Origin of the sequence: Pontibacter korlensis, from assembly GCF_000973725.1 — a bacterium.
Classification (GTDB): domain Bacteria; phylum Bacteroidota; class Bacteroidia; order Cytophagales; family Hymenobacteraceae; genus Pontibacter; species Pontibacter korlensis.
On sequence record NZ_CP009621.1, the window covers coordinates 4386507 to 4403181 of the forward strand.

A 16675-nucleotide genomic window follows, 5' to 3' on the forward strand; every position below is an offset into this window, starting at 1 on the left:
TGAAACTTCAGCATAATAAAGTTTTTCATTAGCTTTAAGCGAACAAGAGTAACTTAAAGCAATGGAAAAAGAGGAAGTCATATCCGCAGCAGCTAACTATGTGCAAGACCTGTTGAAGGATGAAGGCTCCGGACACGATTGGTGGCACATATTTCGCGTCTGGAACAATGCTAAGCACATAGCCTCGAAAGAGCAGGCAGACATGCATGTGGTTGAGCTAGCTGCACTCCTGCACGACATAGGAGATCATAAATTTCATAATGGTGACGAAACTGTTGGTCCGCGCATGGCTCGCCAGTGGCTGGAACGGTACAAGGTTGATGAACATTCAATTGATCACATCTGCAGTATCATAAAGGACCTCTCTTTTAAGGGGGCAGGCACTTCTTCGGCTATGCCAACCCTAGAAGGCAAGATAGTTCAGGATGCAGATAGGCTGGATGCTATAGGAGCCATAGGCATTGCTCGTACTTTTGCCTACGGAGGGCACAAAAGCCGTGAGATGTACAATCCTGACATAAAACCAGTGCTTCACGATTCTTTTGAAGCGTACAAGAATAACTCGGCCCCTACTATCAACCACTTCTACGAAAAGCTTTTACTCCTGAAAGACCGTATGCATACGGAGTCTGCCAAGAAGTTGGCCGAGCAACGCCACCAGTATATGGAGGAGTTCTTGAACCAGTTCTATGCAGAATGGGAAGGGGAAAAATAACATTTCATTGCTTTAGTAAATCAGCATCTCATCCAATTTAGAAGCCCAGCATTAATCAATCAGTTAGGAAACAGTCGTTAGCCATTTTATGGAGATACCTTTACTCTCAGACATAGTCATTATACTTGGATTGGCAGTTGTTGTAATCTTGCTATTCCAGCGCTTTAAGCTACCAACCATTCTAGGTTTTTTGGCTACAGGAGTAATAGCTGGCCCACACGGACTAAGCCTTATCCACTCCTCTCACGATATTGAAATTCTAGCGGAAATCGGTGTTATCCTCCTGCTTTTCATCATCGGTATGGAGTTTTCGCTCAGGCAGCTTTCCATGATAAAGCGGACTGTATTGCTAGGTGGTACGACACAGGTGTTAGCCACTATAGGCTTGGTTGCACTGGTAATGGTGCTACTAAACTTCAATTGGGGCGAAGCTGTGTTTATGGGTTTCCTGATAGCTCTGAGCAGTACAGCCATCGTACTGAAGCTACTTCAAGACCGGGGAGAGATAAACAGCCCACAGGGCCGGGTGGTGCTGGGTATCTTAATCTTTCAGGATATTATAGTAGTACCTATGATGCTATTGGCTCCACTAATGGCTGGCGGCTCTGAGAATATTGTAACAGAGCTGTTGCTAATGGCGCTAAAAGGGGCGTTTGTAATTGTATTTGTACTTATTAGCGCAAGGTACCTGGTACCGCGTCTGCTTTATCTGGTTGCTGAAACCAAGAGCAAAGAGTTATTTATACTTTGTGTCGTGGTGATTTGCTTTGCGGTAGCCTGGCTTACTTCCAGTCTCGGACTTTCCTTGGCACTGGGTGCCTTCATGGCGGGTTTGATTATTTCAGAATCTGAGTACAGCCATCAAGCTACAAGCAACATACTCCCCTTCCGCGAGATTTTTACCAGCTTCTTTTTTGTATCGATTGGCATGCTGCTGGACTTCGCTTTTCTGCTACAAAACCTGCCGGTCGTCCTGCTCTTTACCCTTGTCACCTTCCTACTCAAAGGCATTGTAGCTACAATAGCAGCCCGTATGCTTCAGTACCCGCTGCGAATAGCACTGTTGGTAGGCCTCTCTTTATTCCAGGTTGGAGAGTTTGCCTTTATACTTTCGAAGGCCGGTATAAACAATGGTTTACTCTCAGAAGAAACTTATCAATACTTTCTGTCTGTGTCTTTGCTAACGATGGCGGTTACTCCGTTTGTAGTTGGTTCTTACAGACGCCTGGCTGATATGATCGCAGCACCATTTTCTTCAAGTCACGAGGCAATGCCTTTTCAAAATCCACATGACATGCATGGTGACTTACCAAACCTGGATGATCACATTATTATTATTGGGTATGGAATAAATGGGAGAAATGTAGCAAAAGCAGCCAAACATGCTAACATCCCTTACGTGATCGTGGAGCTAAATGCAGTAACGGTAAAGAATGAGCGTAAAATTGGAGAACCGATTGTTTATGGGGATGCCGTACACCCTATGATCCTATCCCACATTAATATTCACCGCGCAAGGGTCGTTGTAATTGCTATTTCTGATCCAGAAGCTACAAAGCGCATCATTACCACAGTCAGAGAAATCTCAGACAAAGTACACATTATAGTACGTACGCGCTTTGTGCAGGAAATGGAAGATAACTACCGAATTGGTGCAGACGAGGTAATACCAGAGGAGTTTGAGACTAGTATAGAAATCTTTACGCGCACATTAAACAAGTACCTGATGCCTCGAGACGAGATAGAAGCGTTTACGCAGAAGATCCGCTCAGACAACTATGAAATGCTCCGTAGCCTAGCAGGCAACCGCAAAAATGACATGGCAAACTTAAGTATGGATATTCCGGACATAGAAGTGGCAAGCCTCCGGATATATACTACAGAGCCTGATATTGTGGGTACACCTTTACTTCATACAAGCATCCGTAATAGGTTTCAGATCACGGTAGTTGCCATTAAGCGCAAGGCGGAAACTATACTTAACATCAACGCGAACACTGTGCTACAAAAAGGGGATTTGCTGTATGTAGTTGGTAAGCCAGCAGATGTTATGAGATTTAGCAACTACCTAAAAGACTCTTAATTGTTTTGACCTGAAATGCCGCTACGATGGGCAGCTTATAGCTGCCCAATTACTTCCTCTACCTTATTTTCTACGGCTTTATAATTGTCTTTTGGATTTACCGCCCCTTCAGCCCATCCTCGCCAAAGTAGCATGTTAGACCTAGGGTTGATGAAATCAATTATCAATGTTCCCTCTTTAAAAAGATCTACACTGCGGTAACCTGGCATATCAGCATGGCCATAGTCATAGCGGTAGCCACTCATGTATCCATAACTGTAGCCAAAGCCTTGGGAAAACTTCTCCGTCTTATCCTTCTCCTCGGGCACAGACACACTCACATCATAAGCGACCAGAACATCAGGGTTTTCATCAACTTTAGTATAACCCCTCTCCTGCAACTCCTTTTCGATTGCTTGAATCATGTTTTTGTGCAGGCTTGCTTTATAGCCATTGATGTATTCAGCCCCTGCAGGTGGTGGTGTTTGGTACCAACTATAGGTTTTAGCCCCACGAAAGTTATTGGCATAAGGAGCTTTGATGGATTTGGCTCCTAAAGAAGCAGAAGTGGTAACACAGGAAGTAAGCTGTAACGCACTCATAAATAAGATGCAGAGCAACGTTGGCTGAAGTAGTCGTTTCATAGTTTAATAGAATTAACGCGCTTTTAAGGTACCGTTCATAAAGGAGATAGGTTATATGGATGTAAACTTAATGATAAGATAGTAAACACACCACTTAGCCATAACTTGTGCTTGTAGATTTCCGGCTTAATCTATAGAACACAACTTGAGCAGGCTTGTAGACCAAGTCATCATGCATGCCAAATACGTCTGTATCACGAATAGTGACGCATCAGCAACTAAAACATTAATTAGTTCGTGTATTTGAAAAAAGAACGACCATGACTGATGTATCCTCATATGTTCCAAGTCCATCGCCAAGATGGGTGGAGAATTTTGCAAAATTCGGACTCACCGCTAAAGGCATAGTTTATTGCCTGGTTGGAGCAATAGCTTTTATGGCAGCATTCGAGTTGGGCGGGCAATCTACGCAGAGCGCTGGCAGAAGCAACATATTTAAAACAATCCAGGACATGCCTGCCGGCAACATTCTACTAGGCTTGGTGGCAGCGGGTCTTATTTGTTATACGCTCTGGCGCTTTATACAAGCCGTTAAAGACACAGAAGGCAAAGGTTCTAACGCTAAAGGAACTGCCATGCGCCTGCGCTATATGTTTAGTGGTATTATTTATGGCTCTCTTGCCTTTCTGGCTGTGCGCATGGTATTGGGCAACAGCAGCGGCAGTGGCAGCGACTCCCGCCAAACACTGACAGCCAAACTACTCGAACAGCCTTTTGGACAGTGGTTGGTAGGCATTGTAGCCACGGGAACTGTAATCGCGGGACTCTACCAGATATACTATGGCTACTCCGAAAAATATCAGAAGGAAGTACAGGGTAGCGGCTTAAAGCATGATGTAGAACACCGGATGATACGTGCCGGTAAATTAGGCTATATAGCCCGTGGCATAGTATGGATTGTCATCGGTTACCTCTTCCTTCAAGCCGCCTTGAAGTCCAGTGCAAAAGAGGCTGGAGGTAGTACAGAGGCTTTCCAATTCCTGGAAAACACCTCCTATGGCTCTTTCATACTAGGAGCAGTGGCTTTGGGATTGATATGTTATGGCATATTTATGTTCATGCGCGCCAAGTATCAACCTATTCACTCTCGATAAAAAAGCTTCGCTCCTACTTCCAACTCTGTCTATACTAAGGCAGCAACAAGATTGGTGAATCTACACGTACAGCAATTTTAAGAAGTACTAACTCAGGAAGCACAGGCCTGTAAAAGAACAACTTTAACAAGACGCTAAAATTATACTTTATGAATAATAGGTGTATTCCCATAAAAGGAATCTAATGTCCCATATTGCAAAATAGCGTAAATTTCAGTTATTTAGGGCCAATATAGCCTAATGAAGAGAGCAACAAATCAAGTTATACTTTTTGACTAATTCTAACTTGCTATCTTTATACAAAGCACCCTACTACTGAACAAACTAAATGAATAACGCTACATTCAAGATATTTATCCTGGACGATGATGTCTGGTATAGTGAGCTTCTGGAATATCACTTATCTCTAAACCCTGACTACGAAATAAGAAAATACCATTCTGCCAAAGACTGCCTCAGCAATATGCATCACCGGCCGAATGTGATTACGCTTGATTACTCTTTACCAGATAAAAATGGCGCGGAAGTTCTAAAAAAAATCCGGGAGCAAAGCCCAGACACGCAGGTAATAGTTATATCAGGACAGAAAGATGTAGCCACCGCGGTAGACTTGCTCAAGCAAGGCGCCTACGATTATATAGTTAAAGACGAAGACACTCCTGAGCGGCTCTGGAACTCTATCAATAAGATAAGGGAAAATGTATCGCTGCGCGAGGAAATTGATCAGTTGCGCGAGGAAATCGGGCAAAAGTACGACTTCAGCAACTTCATTATAGGCAACAGCGATGCCATGAAGCGGGTTTTCACCATGATGGGGAAAGCCGCCAAAACCAACATCACCGTGTCTATAAACGGAGAGACCGGTACAGGTAAAGAACTTGTTGCAAAAGCCATCCATTACAACAGCCCCAGAAAAAAGATGCCGTACGTAACAGTTAACGTAGCGGCAATACCTAAGGAACTCATCGAAAGTGAGCTCTTTGGCCACGAAAAAGGTGCCTTTACAGGCGCTGTGGCCAGAAGGCTGGGTAAGTTTGAGGAGGCCAACAAAGGTACTATCTTCCTGGATGAGATTGGAGAGCTAGACATAAGCCTACAGGCTAAGTTGCTGCGCGTGCTGCAGGAAAAAGAAATAACGCGTGTGGGTGGTAATAGCGTAGTGCCTATAGATGTACGTATAGTTGTGGCAACACATAAAGATCTAGCTGAAGAGGTAAAGAAAGGCAACTTTCGGGAAGACCTTTATTACCGACTGCTAGGATTACCAATAAACCTTCCACCCTTACGTGAGAGAGGTGCCGATATCCTGGTGCTAGCCAAACACTTTATGGATGCGTTTGCCAAAGAAAACGGTATGGGTAAAAAAACATTTGCTCCGGATGCACAACAAAAGCTACTATCCCACCCTTACCCGGGCAATGTCCGTGAATTAAAAGCTGTGGTTGAGCTAGCCGTGGTAATGGCCGATGAATCTGTAATAGAGCCACAGGACATCAACCTTAGTGCTAGTGATTCCGAAAAAGATTTCCTGGCACAAGAGCGGTCTTTGCGGGAGTACACAACAGAAATTATACAGCGTTTCCTGAATAAGTATGACAGCAATGTACTCTTGGTAGCAGAAAAACTGGACATCGGTAAATCAACAATTTATCGCATGATCCAGAACAAAGAAGTTTTGACCAGGTAATGCGTGCGAGTGAGACAACGCATTAAGCTTGTGCCATACCAAACGCGGAACTGTATTTAAAGGCACGTTACTTTTCTCATACTCTCAGAAAACTTATGCCCGTCAAGCTAGCGTACTTTAGCATAGCTGATCTGAGCATAAGCTTAAAGAAAATGGCTTGTAAATTAGCCAACAGATACCTATGGTAACCAATGAAGAGCTGCTCAGGCAGCTAGAGGAGGAAAGAAGTGCCCGAATAGCTGCTGAAAAGCTTGCTGAGGCACGACTTCAAGAGCTGAAAAGAATAGCTAGTATTGGACTCAGTGGTTCTCCCGCCACAGATAGTGATTTTGTTTCCCAAATAAGGGATGAAGAAACCAATTATACGAATTGGCTGGAGCTACAGGCAGAAGTCCAGAACGAGTACCCTAACCCCGTGCTTAGGACAAGTTGCGATGGAGAAATCCTGTTCGCAAATCTTGCGGCACAAGCATTCCTGCTCAAGTTAGGCCAGTCGCGCTTGAAAGGCCTTGGTCGCCTGCTGATATCTCATGTAAAACGACTTGCTGTTGGCAAGAGCAACAGGGCAGCTTCTTTTGACTCTTTCATAGCCGGGCGCCATTACCATGTGCTTATCTATGCCGTGCCCGAAAAAAATTACTTTAACATCTATATGACCGACTTCACAGAACAGCGTGAAGCCGAAGTTGCATTGCAGGAGAGCCAAACCCTGCTCCGAAACATTGCTCATACTATTCCTAACATCGTTTATATCTATGATGTAGATGAAGACAGCTGCATCTATGTAAACGAGCAGATCCATACAGTGCTAGGCTATGATGAGCATGATGTGGCTGCTATGGAGGGACAGATATTTACCCATATTGTACTTCCAGAGCTCCTTCACAAGGTAAAGGAACACACATCAAGAACAGCAATGGCCAAGGATGGTGAAGTGCTGGACATGGAGTATCAAGTACGTACTAAGTCCGGAGCCATTAAAACTCTGTTCTGCCGGGAAAGTGTATTCAAGCGCAAAGACAATGGGCAGGTAAAGTTAGTAATTGGGTCTGCTGAGGATGTAACACAGGTGCGCCAGCAAAGTCAGGAGTTAATGCGTCAGAAGGAATTCTACGAATCCATACTTAACCATATCCCGTCTGATGTAGCTGTTTACAATAATAAGCTCGAGTACCTGTTTACCAATCCTGCGGCCATTATGGACCCGGAGCTACGGCAATGGATTGTAGGTAAAACCAACGAAGACTATAGCCGCCACCGCAATATTCCCTTTAGCAGAATGGAAACACGCAGTAAGCACTTACAGCGTGTGCTCCAAGTCAAAAGCAAAGTAGAATTTGAAGAACACCTGACTGACAAGAACGGAAACGATTCCTACCACATCCGCAGGCTTAACCCTGTACTAAACAAGGATCGTGAAGTAGAGCTCATCATTGGCCATGGCTTAAACATTACAGAACTGCGCCAGGCTCAGGAGGAAATCATTGCAAGTGAAGCAAAAAACAGAGCTATACTCGCCGCCATTCCGGATTTAATGTTCATCATTGATAAGAATGGCAACTACCTGGACATGAAAAACGAGGCGCAGAAACACCTGTTAGTTCCTACAGAGGATATCATAGGCAACAATGTCTTCAATTTGCTACCGCACGAGCTAGCCTTAAAGTTCATGGCTTTGATAGCTAAGGTGTTAAAAACTGGTGAACATGAAAAGGTGGATTACGAATTAGAACTACCAGATGGAAAGCGCAGTTATGAAGGCCGCATACTAAAGTACAGCGAAAACGAAATCCTGTCCATTACCAGAGATATAACTGATGAGAAATTGGTAGCTCAGGAGGTTAGGGAGAAAAATGAATTTATTGGGCAAGTGCTGGATGCAAGCCCAAGCCTGATTTATGTAAAGGATGCTGAGGGCAAACTGATTCTGGCTAATCAGGAATTTGCCAAACTTCATAATAAACCACTTCATGAACTAGTTGGCTTTAACAACCATGATTTTCATATAAATAAAGAAGAGGCGGACTTTTACTTAGAAATAGATAAACAGGTAATTAGAGAGAACCAGGAGGTAAGAATTCAGGAGCGATTCACGGATAAAAACGGTGAGGTGCAGTGGTTCAGTACTATCAAGAAACCTATCGTCACTAGCAACGGTAAGGTGAATGTGCTTGGTATATCTACCAATATAACAGAGCAGCGCTTAGCTAACAAGCGCCTTAAAAACAGCGAAGAACTGCACAGGCTCCTGTCAGAAAACTCTAAGGACATGGTAAGCCTACACCACCTGGATGGAAGCTTCATCTATGTTTCAAAAGCTGTAGAAGAGATTCTTGGGTTTAAACAGGAGGAGCTTTTGGAGAAGCAGACTTGCCATGTCATACACCCTGCAGATCTTGCTGCTGTACAGCAGCAGGTAAAGGTTGAGGTTCTGGAGAAAAAGAAAAGTTTAACGCTACAGCACCGTATGCTGCGTCGGGACGGATCCGAGTTGTGGGTGGAGACTGATATAAGCCCAATCCTCAATGAATTAGGAGAACCTGTTAAGTTCCAGTCTGCGGCACGAGATATTACTGAACGACGGAAAGCTGATAAATCCCTGAAGAACAGCGAGAAAAAGTATCGGGACCTAATCAATTACAGCCAAGCCTTTATTTGCACCCACGACTTAGAAGGAGTAATACACTCAGTTAACCCATACCTTTTGAACATGCTGGGGTATACCTCTGAAGAGATGATTGGTCATAATCTGGTTGAATTCTTCCCTGCAGAGAACAAAGCTAAATTCACTTTGTATCTCCAGCAGTTTAGCAACAAAAACTTGATGGAAGGTGTGCTTACTATACTGGATAAGGAAAAAGAGCAACGCCACCTGTACTACCACAATTATAAGGTAGAAGAGCCAAACATGGCTCCTTACATCATCGCCATTGCACAGGATATAACAGACCGTATGCGTACAGAACAGCAGTTAACCAAAGCCAAGGAAGCTGCGGAGGAATCAGCACGTGTTAAGGAGAACTTCCTGGCAAACATGAGCCATGAGATACGTACGCCAATGAACGGTATATTGGGTATGGCGAGCCTGCTCAATAAAACTCAGCTAGACGATGTACAGCAGAATTACCTGAAGATCATCCGGCAGTCAGCCGACAACCTACTGGTTGTGATTAATGACATTTTGGATATAGCTAAGATAGAAGCAGGAAAACTGGAACTGGAGGAAATACCGTTTAACCTGGCAGATGCAGTTCAGGTAGCTTTCCAGACGTTCATCTATAAAGCAGAAGAAAAAGAAATTGCTTATATCCTGAAGCCTTTGGAATTGACGCACACGATGGTTTTAGGTGACCCATACCGCCTGAACCAGGTACTGCTCAACCTACTAAGCAATGCAATCAAGTTTACAGACATGGGTAGCGTTACGCTTGATTGTAAACTACTGGAGGAACAGGAGGATAGGTTAACAGTTGAGTTTTCTGTTACTGACACCGGCATAGGTATACCTGAGACTAAAATTGATTACATCTTTGAAGGCTTCAGCCAGGCTTATTCTAGTACTACGCGCAAGTATGGCGGCACAGGACTTGGCCTCAGCATCTCTAAAACGTTAATCGAAATGCAGGAAGGCAAAATTTGGGTTGAAAGCGCAGAAGACGCCGGTAGCACTTTTAAATTTGTACTTACTTACATGAAATCGGCGGAAGCTGAGGTTACCAGACTCGAAGAGCAAACTGACTACAGTAGCCTAGGCCCTATCAGTATACTTTTAGCGGAAGATAACGAGGTTAACATTTTCCTGGCCCAGTCCATTTTAGAAGGCTGGGGTGCCAAAGTTGATGTGGCTTATAATGGTCGGGAAGCAGTAGAACTGGCGGAGAAAAACGATTACGACATTGTGCTGATGGATATCCAGATGCCGGAGCTAAGCGGCCTGGATGCGACTCATAGAATACGTAGTTCCGAAAACAAGGTAAAAGCCAACATTCCGATCATAGCACTTACAGCTAATGCACTTAAAGGCGATGCTGAAAAGTACTTAACAGCTGGAATGAACGATTATGTGTCAAAGCCTTTTGAAGAGGAAAAGCTGTTCATGAAAATTGCGGCCTTACTACCACATAAGCGCAGAAGATCATCGGAAGCCGAGGCTGATTCACAAGCACCTGCTAAGGCTGCTGTTGCTAGTGAGCCACTTTATGACCTGAGCCTCCTGGAAAAGATATCCCGTGGAAATCAGACTTTCATCAAGCGTACAAAACAGCTATTTGTGGAGACTGTGCCTGTAACGGTTTCAGACATGCAGCAAAAGCGAGATCAGGAAGATTGGACAGGCGTAAGTGCTGCTGCCCATAAGCTTAAGTCTACCATAGACACCATGCGTATCGACAAATTAAAGGAAGTAGTGCGTCGTATCGAAAGCAACGCTAAGGCTCAGGAGGATATACCTACTGTAAATGCAGACATTGAAGTATTGGTTGAAGTAATAGATCAAGTTGTCGATCAACTGTCCGCTGATTTAGCTTAAGTTTTGTACTCATATTCTACCCAGAGCCGTTTTTCCAGAACATGAAAAAACGGCTCTTTCTTTTCCTACCAGGCTTGCTCCTATTTACCGCACAAGTCCACATCTCCCCTACCCTATTTAATTGGTCTTTAAGGAGAAAGATGAACTATAGAATTTGTATATTCATTCTGTAAGAGCCACCGCAGAATTAGCATATGCAACAGTATGAAATTAAGGATTTACCGGATCTGGTTAAATTTCGCCACACCCTGCACCAGTATCCAGATTTATCAGGTGCTGAAGGGGACACAGCGCAGCGGGTTGTAGAACAGATTCAAAAGTATGAGCCTGATGCCATACTTACCCAAGTAGGTGGCACTGGTGTGGTAGCTGTTTTCGAAGGTAAAGATTCCTCCCAAGGCCCTGTGATACTTTTCCGCGCAGAACTGGATGCTTTACCAATAGTAGAAACCAATCCGCACCTGCAACATCAATCAGCAAGAGCAGGAGTTGCACATCTCTGTGGGCACGATGGACATATGACCATTTTGATAGGGCTCGCCAGCTTACTGCACCAGCAAAAACCTGCTAGAGGCAAGGTACTGCTATTGTTTCAACCTGCTGAGGAAACAGGTGCAGGCGCTTATGCCATGCTACAAGACGAAAGGCTGCTGGAGCTAAAACCAGACTACGTTTACGCCTTACACAACCTACCCGGTAGGCCAAAGAACCAGATTGTGGTACGGGACAATGTTTTTGCTTCGGCCTCTACCGGTATGATTGTCGAGCTCTTCGGTAAACCCTCACATGCCGCTGAGCCGGAAAATGGAGTAAACCCTGGTCAGGCAATGGCTGAAATGATATTGGCTTTCAACCAGATTGTGCAGCAAAAAGAGCTATTTCAGGACCTGACGCTGCTTACCGTCATACACGCACGGCTTGGGGAAATAGCCTTTGGAACTAATCCAGGCTACGGAACCGTAATGGCTACGCTCCGCTCCTATCATACCGCTGACCTTCAAATTCTAAAGACTATAACTAAACAACATGTGCAGCAGATTGCTGAACGGCATGGGCTAAAGTTTAACATCAGCTTTGTAGAGGAATTTCCGGCTACAGTAAACCATGTACAGGAAGTGCAGTGGGTGCGGAAGGCTGCTGAAAAACTCAAACTCGAGGTAGCAAACGCCGTGGATCCTTTCAGGTGGTCAGAAGACTTTGGCCATTTTACAGCCAGGTACAAAGGCGCTTTGTTTGGAATTGGAGCCGGCACAGAACAGCCACAGCTACACCACTCCAACTACGACTTTCCAGATGAAATCATACCCACTGGCGCCAAGCTTTTCTACAGCATTGTTCAGGAAATACTAAACGCATAACACCCTATGTTCCATAGCTCTTACATTGAGATCAGTAAATCGGCACTTCAAAATAACATCAATTTTCTCCGGAAGGAAATCGGTCCTTACGTAAAGCTATCTTCTGTAATCAAGGGTAATGCATACGGTCATGGTATAGAGCCTTTTGCTGCTATTGCACAAGAATGTGGGGTTGACCACTTCTCGGTGTTCAGCGCTGATGAGGCACTGCGCCTGCTACCAACACTAAAGAAGCCTGCCACTATCATGATCATGGGGTATCTGGATAACCCGGAACTGGAGTGGGCAATCCAAAACGATATGGAGTTTTTTGTATTTGAGTTAGATAGACTAATAGAAGCAGGAAAAGCCGCTAAAAAACTACAGAAAAGAGCATGTGTACACCTGGAACTGGAAACAGGTATGAACCGGACAGGCTTTGGCGAGAACGAAATAAACAATGTTCTTTCAGTTCTGGAGGAACACAAAGAGTACCTGGAGCTGAAAGGAGTTTGCACCCACTTCGCCGGTGCGGAAAGTTTTCAGAACCACGATCGTGTACAGGAGCAGCTAAACCGCTATAAGCAACAGCTGCAGCGCCTGCAGGCAAGTGGATATACGCCTGAACAATGCCATACTGCTTGTTCTGCAGCCATGGTCTCCTACCCTGAGACCCGAATGGACATGGTGCGCATAGGCATTATGCAGTATGGTCTATGGCCTAGCCCAGAAACCTATATACAGTACATTGGGCAGCGTGAAGAAAAACTGGACCCATTGCAGCGACTCATTAACTGGAAGAGCCACGTCATGACGCTTAAGTATGTGTCTCAGGGGGAGTATATTGGCTATGGCACTTCTTACCAGGCCTCCCGCGACATGACAGTGGCCATTGTACCTGTTGGTTATGCTTGGGGCTACAGCCGCACTCTCAGCAACCACGGTCAGGTGCTGATTAATGGAGTACGCGCTGCAGTAGTGGGCATCGTGAACATGAATGTTATGATGGTTCAGGTTACCGAAATTCATGATGTAAGGAAGGGAGATGAGGTAGTTTTACTTGGCAAACAGGGCAGTGAAAGTATAACTGTAGCTTCTTTCGGAGAGTTAAGTACACAGCTTAATTATGAACTTCTCACACGCCTACCCATAAACATCCCCCGGTATGTAGTAGATTAATCAAGAAGTTTAACCTACCTATTGTTTTGCCATGTTGTTCAGGCCCATACTTGAGAGACCTCCGCTTACAAGGCAACTCTTCCAATAGTTGAAGATGGACTTTTGGGGATCTCTTGTAACCGTGATGTTGCCAGTACGTGGCTGCTCCCCTTCGCTGGGGTTACTGCTTTTGATAGCTACTTTATTCGCTAGAAATGATAGCACTTCCTTTCCTAGGCCTTGCTGCCCGCCGCTTCCTTTGTTCAGCAGCTCAATTTTTAGGTTATTGTAGAGCAGCATCATACTTCCATTTGCACTTGTGTTGTTCAGTTCTGCGTTAAACTTACCGCTACTCACCACACCGCTTGCTATTTTGACGAAGGCTGTGGGCACCAGAATGGGATTCAGAACCTGCAAGTTTGCCCCACCTACAGTACCACTTAAAGTATGATATCCATCTTTGTTTAGTAAAGGTATACGAATAGTTACTTCCACTTTAGCACGATCCATTACCATTGTACTTACCTTTACTACTGCAGGATTCTCATTTGTCATGTGCTCAGGTATATTCGATACATTAGCTATTGTGCTGCTCACCTTATGAAAAGTTATATGGCCACGTTCTGTTGCTGCGGGAGCCAACTCTTCGTACCGAATGTACCCATTTTGTATTTCAAGAGTATCTAGCAGGAAGCGGGGCTTTATACCCTGCACTATCTCGTGAGGCGTTGGCTTGTTTTCCTCATCCTGAAAGTCTTTCTTATTTTTGAATGCTATCAAAGAGGGGGTTTGCAGCAGCAGGTGCTTTGCCTTTAAGCTATTAGTACGGGAATGTTCTGCAAAGGCAACGCCACTTATACTTACCTTCTTTACCTCTACCTTTTGGTGCGTTGCGGCTTTCCCTTTAACTTTTGAAAGCGCCGCCTGGTCAACCAGAGGAGTAAACTTTATACCTGATGCCACCACTGTACCAGATGCTGTACTTACCGCTATAGAATCAGAAGTAGCTTCATGTAGACCGTCAGATAAGATATAGCGTGCACCCTGAGCCGTAAACTCATATTTCTTTGCATAGTAAGCCCTGGTTGGATCATTAAAAGATGTGCTATCTAAAATAAAATCGGTAACACCCAAGTTGAATTGTTTCAAAGCAAACACAGTATCTGTACCTGCCTCTACTTTACTCCGGTAACGAAGGCGGGCTCTGCTCACACTAATTTTTCCTATAGATAGCCCTTTCAAAAATCCTTTCGCAGTCTGATGCATCGGCACATGGCTTTCAGTAGTATCCTGCCTCATAACCGTCATCAGTAACTTCGGTTGCTGAACAACAATTTCATCCAACTGCACACTATTGTTAAACAGCACCTTAAAGTAACTCAGCTTCCTTATAGCCACTGAACCAGTTTGGAACTCTACTAGCGTTCGCGACACATTGCTTCCCTGAGAGCTCAGTTCATTCCATCTATCGTAGTCTGGTTTGAGCGATAGACTATCAACAGACAGACTTCCTACAAATGGCGATGTTGATAGACCAAATACTTGTAACTTATAAACTCCTTTAGATTGATCAGCTACCATTCTTTCGATCTTTCCTTCCAACCAGAACGTGAAAATGAACAGTCCTAAAAATAGCACAAGAGCTATACCCACTACCCATGCTGTTACTTTTAGCCATTTATTTGTCTTCTTTGCGTTATTCTTCGTGTATTGATACATTTAAGCTGTTGTTTTGACCTGCATACGAGAATTTTAACTATTGGCTAACGGCAATGTATAATTAGCCCAACCTACCATATGCTGGTTAAGTGACTAAAATGCTCTATATATATCAAAGATTAAGACTTGCTTCCCCTTCAGCATGAAGGACAAGAAACAGTGGTGTTAGTCAGAAAACTAAAGACTTAAACTATGGAATCACCAAAATGGATTGATCGCATCCTCTACCCTTTTGCCCATCATACGCTTCAGCTACCGCAAGGGCAAATGCATTATGTAGACGAAGGAGAGGGTGATCCTATAGTCTTTGTTCACGGTACCCCTACCTGGTCTTTTGTGTGGCGACAGCAGATAAAGTCTCTTAGCAGGTCACACCGCTGCATAGCACCCGATCATATTGGCTTTGGCTTATCCGATAAACCAGCGACATTTTCTTATAGTCCAGAGGCACATGCAGATAACCTGGAGCACTTAATTAAGCACTTGCAGTTAAAGAACATTACGTTGGTAGTACACGACTTCGGCGGTCCCATAGGCTTAAGGTATGCGTTGCGCTATCCTGAGAACGTGAAAAACCTGATTATACTGAACACCTGGATGTGGAGTTTGGACAAGGAAGGCAGCATAACGAAGATCAGCAGGTTTATGGCAGGCAGTGTGGGCCGCTTTTTATACTTGCAGCTGGGCCTTTCTGCCAGAGTGCTACTCCCACAAGGTTATTTTGAGCGCAAGCATCTAACAAAGGACATCAAACAGCACTACTTGAAGCCTTTGTCCTCACCTGCACGGCGTATGGGAGCTTGGAGCTTTGCTAAAGCGCTGCATGAGGCAAATCCATACTTTGCAGCGCTTTGGCAACAACGCGAGAAGCTGCGGAACATGAACAAACTTATTTTGTGGGGAGAGAAGGATAAATTACTACCTCTGCACTTTCTGGAGCGGTGGCAAAAAGAGTTTCCGGAGGCACAGGTGAAGAAACTTAAAGCAGGACATTTTCTGCAAGAAGAAAAGGGCGGGGAAGTGGCCGATGCTATAAAGTCTTTATTAGCTATATAATATATAATGGCATAATTCTAGCAGTAGCTTTTGAAAATAAAAACTATGAAAAAGCTACTAACACTTACACTTATCACAGCGCTGGCATTGGGGTTTAGTGCCTGCGATAAAGATCCTGATGAAGTTACCCCTACTGCCCAAGCAGAGTTAAACAGAGCTATCGTGTACTCCTACGAGCAGCCACAGTCTTTTTTGGTTAAGTTATATGGAGAAGGCTCCACTGAAACCTATGCCAGCTACGATACCGAACACTTCGGCATTTCCATCGGTGCTCCCTTGAATGTAGGCAAGGATAACATCACATTTGTAATCAGTGAAGAGGACCTAAAAAGTAATTTATCAGGTGCATACACTCTGAAGACATTACCAGATGTGAGTGAAGGACAGGTTGATGTGACTTACTCCTATTTACGGGACGCGCACACAAGGTCTATCATTACTAGCGATAAGAGCAATATAGAAGGACATTTTACGATTAGCGCCCATGACACGAAGCGCCACCTAGTGAGCGGGACTTACGAGCTTGTAATACCCAACGCATATGACCCTACAGTAGATCAGTTCACGGAACCAAACCTGCGGCGCTGTGACATATCCATTAGCGGTAGCTTCACTAATGTTAAGGTAATACAGGAGTAAAAAGAAAAAGCCTCAGCAATACAAGTACTGCTGAGG

General features: G+C 44.4%; 11 protein-coding genes. 9 read left to right on the top strand and 2 right to left on the bottom strand.

The window, feature by feature from the left end; genetic code table 11:
* Positions 1 to 61 precede the first annotated feature (61 nt).
* Both PKOR_RS18900 and PKOR_RS18905 read left to right on the top strand, forming a co-directional pair.
* The gene (locus tag PKOR_RS18900) at positions 62 to 715 is read left to right on the top strand and encodes an HD domain-containing protein (protein WP_046312738.1); all 654 of its coding nucleotides are present in this window, start codon (positions 62 to 64) and stop codon (positions 713 to 715) included.
* An 88-nt stretch (positions 716 to 803) separates the two neighbouring features.
* Positions 804 to 2798: a monovalent cation:proton antiporter family protein gene (locus tag PKOR_RS18905; RefSeq protein WP_046312741.1), complete on the top strand. Its 1995-nt coding sequence runs from the start codon at positions 804 to 806 to the stop codon at positions 2796 to 2798.
* A 35-nt stretch (positions 2799 to 2833) separates the two neighbouring features.
* Here the strand turns inward: PKOR_RS18905 and PKOR_RS18910 are convergent, their stop codons facing one another.
* Entirely contained in the window at positions 2834 to 3421 is a 588-nt protein-coding gene (locus PKOR_RS18910; protein WP_084694843.1) for a DUF4136 domain-containing protein, read from the bottom strand.
* Positions 3422 to 3681: 260 nt separating this feature from the next.
* Between PKOR_RS18910 and PKOR_RS18915 the strand changes: the two genes are divergently transcribed.
* The 5 genes from PKOR_RS18915 (at position 3682) to alr (ending at position 13246) form a co-directional block, all read left to right on the top strand.
* The gene (locus PKOR_RS18915; protein WP_046312743.1) at positions 3682 to 4515 is read left to right on the top strand and encodes a DUF1206 domain-containing protein; all 834 of its coding nucleotides are present in this window, start codon (positions 3682 to 3684) and stop codon (positions 4513 to 4515) included.
* Positions 4516 to 4843: 328 nt separating this feature from the next.
* Complete coding sequence (locus PKOR_RS18920) at positions 4844 to 6202, top strand: sigma-54-dependent transcriptional regulator (protein WP_046312744.1); 1359 nt, start codon at positions 4844 to 4846, stop codon at positions 6200 to 6202.
* Positions 6203 to 6383: 181 nt separating this feature from the next.
* Positions 6384 to 10730 (top strand): PAS domain-containing hybrid sensor histidine kinase/response regulator, encoded by a 4347-nt coding sequence (locus tag PKOR_RS23685; RefSeq protein ID WP_052738955.1) that lies wholly within the window; start codon positions 6384 to 6386, stop codon positions 10728 to 10730.
* A 194-nt stretch (positions 10731 to 10924) separates the two neighbouring features.
* A complete protein-coding gene (locus tag PKOR_RS18930) occupies positions 10925 to 12088 on the top strand; it encodes an amidohydrolase (RefSeq protein WP_046312746.1) in 1164 nt (387 codons plus the stop codon).
* 6 nt (positions 12089 to 12094) lie between these two features.
* Positions 12095 to 13246, top strand: coding sequence for an alanine racemase (gene alr / locus PKOR_RS18935; RefSeq protein ID WP_046312748.1), 1152 nt, complete (start codon positions 12095 to 12097; stop codon positions 13244 to 13246).
* A gap of 18 nt (positions 13247 to 13264) precedes the next feature.
* On the opposite strand, the gene PKOR_RS18940 is transcribed toward alr, so the two are convergent.
* A complete protein-coding gene (locus PKOR_RS18940; protein WP_046312750.1) occupies positions 13265 to 14944 on the bottom strand; it encodes a hypothetical protein in 1680 nt (559 codons plus the stop codon).
* Positions 14945 to 15136: 192 nt separating this feature from the next.
* Here PKOR_RS18940 and PKOR_RS18945 point away from each other — a divergent pair, with 192 nt between their 5' ends.
* Together PKOR_RS18945 and PKOR_RS18950 are read left to right on the top strand one after the other, a co-directional pair.
* Complete coding sequence (locus PKOR_RS18945; RefSeq protein WP_046312752.1) at positions 15137 to 16000, top strand: alpha/beta fold hydrolase; 864 nt, start codon at positions 15137 to 15139, stop codon at positions 15998 to 16000.
* Between the two features lie 45 nt (positions 16001 to 16045).
* Complete coding sequence (locus tag PKOR_RS18950; RefSeq protein ID WP_046312753.1) at positions 16046 to 16639, top strand: hypothetical protein; 594 nt, start codon at positions 16046 to 16048, stop codon at positions 16637 to 16639.
* The last annotated feature ends 36 nt before the right edge of the window (positions 16640 to 16675 follow it).

Coding starts and splice junctions, on each gene's coding strand:
- PKOR_RS18920 (WP_046312744.1), top strand. CDS start 4,844: ATGAATAACGCTACATTCAAGATATTTATCCTGGACGATGATGTCTGG.
- PKOR_RS18915 (WP_046312743.1), top strand. CDS start 3,682: ATGACTGATGTATCCTCATATGTTCCAAGTCCATCGCCAAGATGGGTG.
- PKOR_RS18910 (WP_084694843.1), bottom strand. CDS start 3,421: ATGAAACGACTACTTCAGCCAACGTTGCTCTGCATCTTATTTATGAGT.
- PKOR_RS18940 (WP_046312750.1), bottom strand. CDS start 14,944: ATGTATCAATACACGAAGAATAACGCAAAGAAGACAAATAAATGGCTA.
- PKOR_RS18950 (WP_046312753.1), top strand. CDS start 16,046: ATGAAAAAGCTACTAACACTTACACTTATCACAGCGCTGGCATTGGGG.
- alr (WP_046312748.1), top strand. CDS start 12,095: ATGTTCCATAGCTCTTACATTGAGATCAGTAAATCGGCACTTCAAAAT.
- PKOR_RS23685 (WP_052738955.1), top strand. CDS start 6,384: ATGGTAACCAATGAAGAGCTGCTCAGGCAGCTAGAGGAGGAAAGAAGT.
- PKOR_RS18930 (WP_046312746.1), top strand. CDS start 10,925: ATGCAACAGTATGAAATTAAGGATTTACCGGATCTGGTTAAATTTCGC.
- PKOR_RS18905 (WP_046312741.1), top strand. CDS start 804: ATGGAGATACCTTTACTCTCAGACATAGTCATTATACTTGGATTGGCA.
- PKOR_RS18945 (WP_046312752.1), top strand. CDS start 15,137: ATGGAATCACCAAAATGGATTGATCGCATCCTCTACCCTTTTGCCCAT.
- PKOR_RS18900 (WP_046312738.1), top strand. CDS start 62: ATGGAAAAAGAGGAAGTCATATCCGCAGCAGCTAACTATGTGCAAGAC.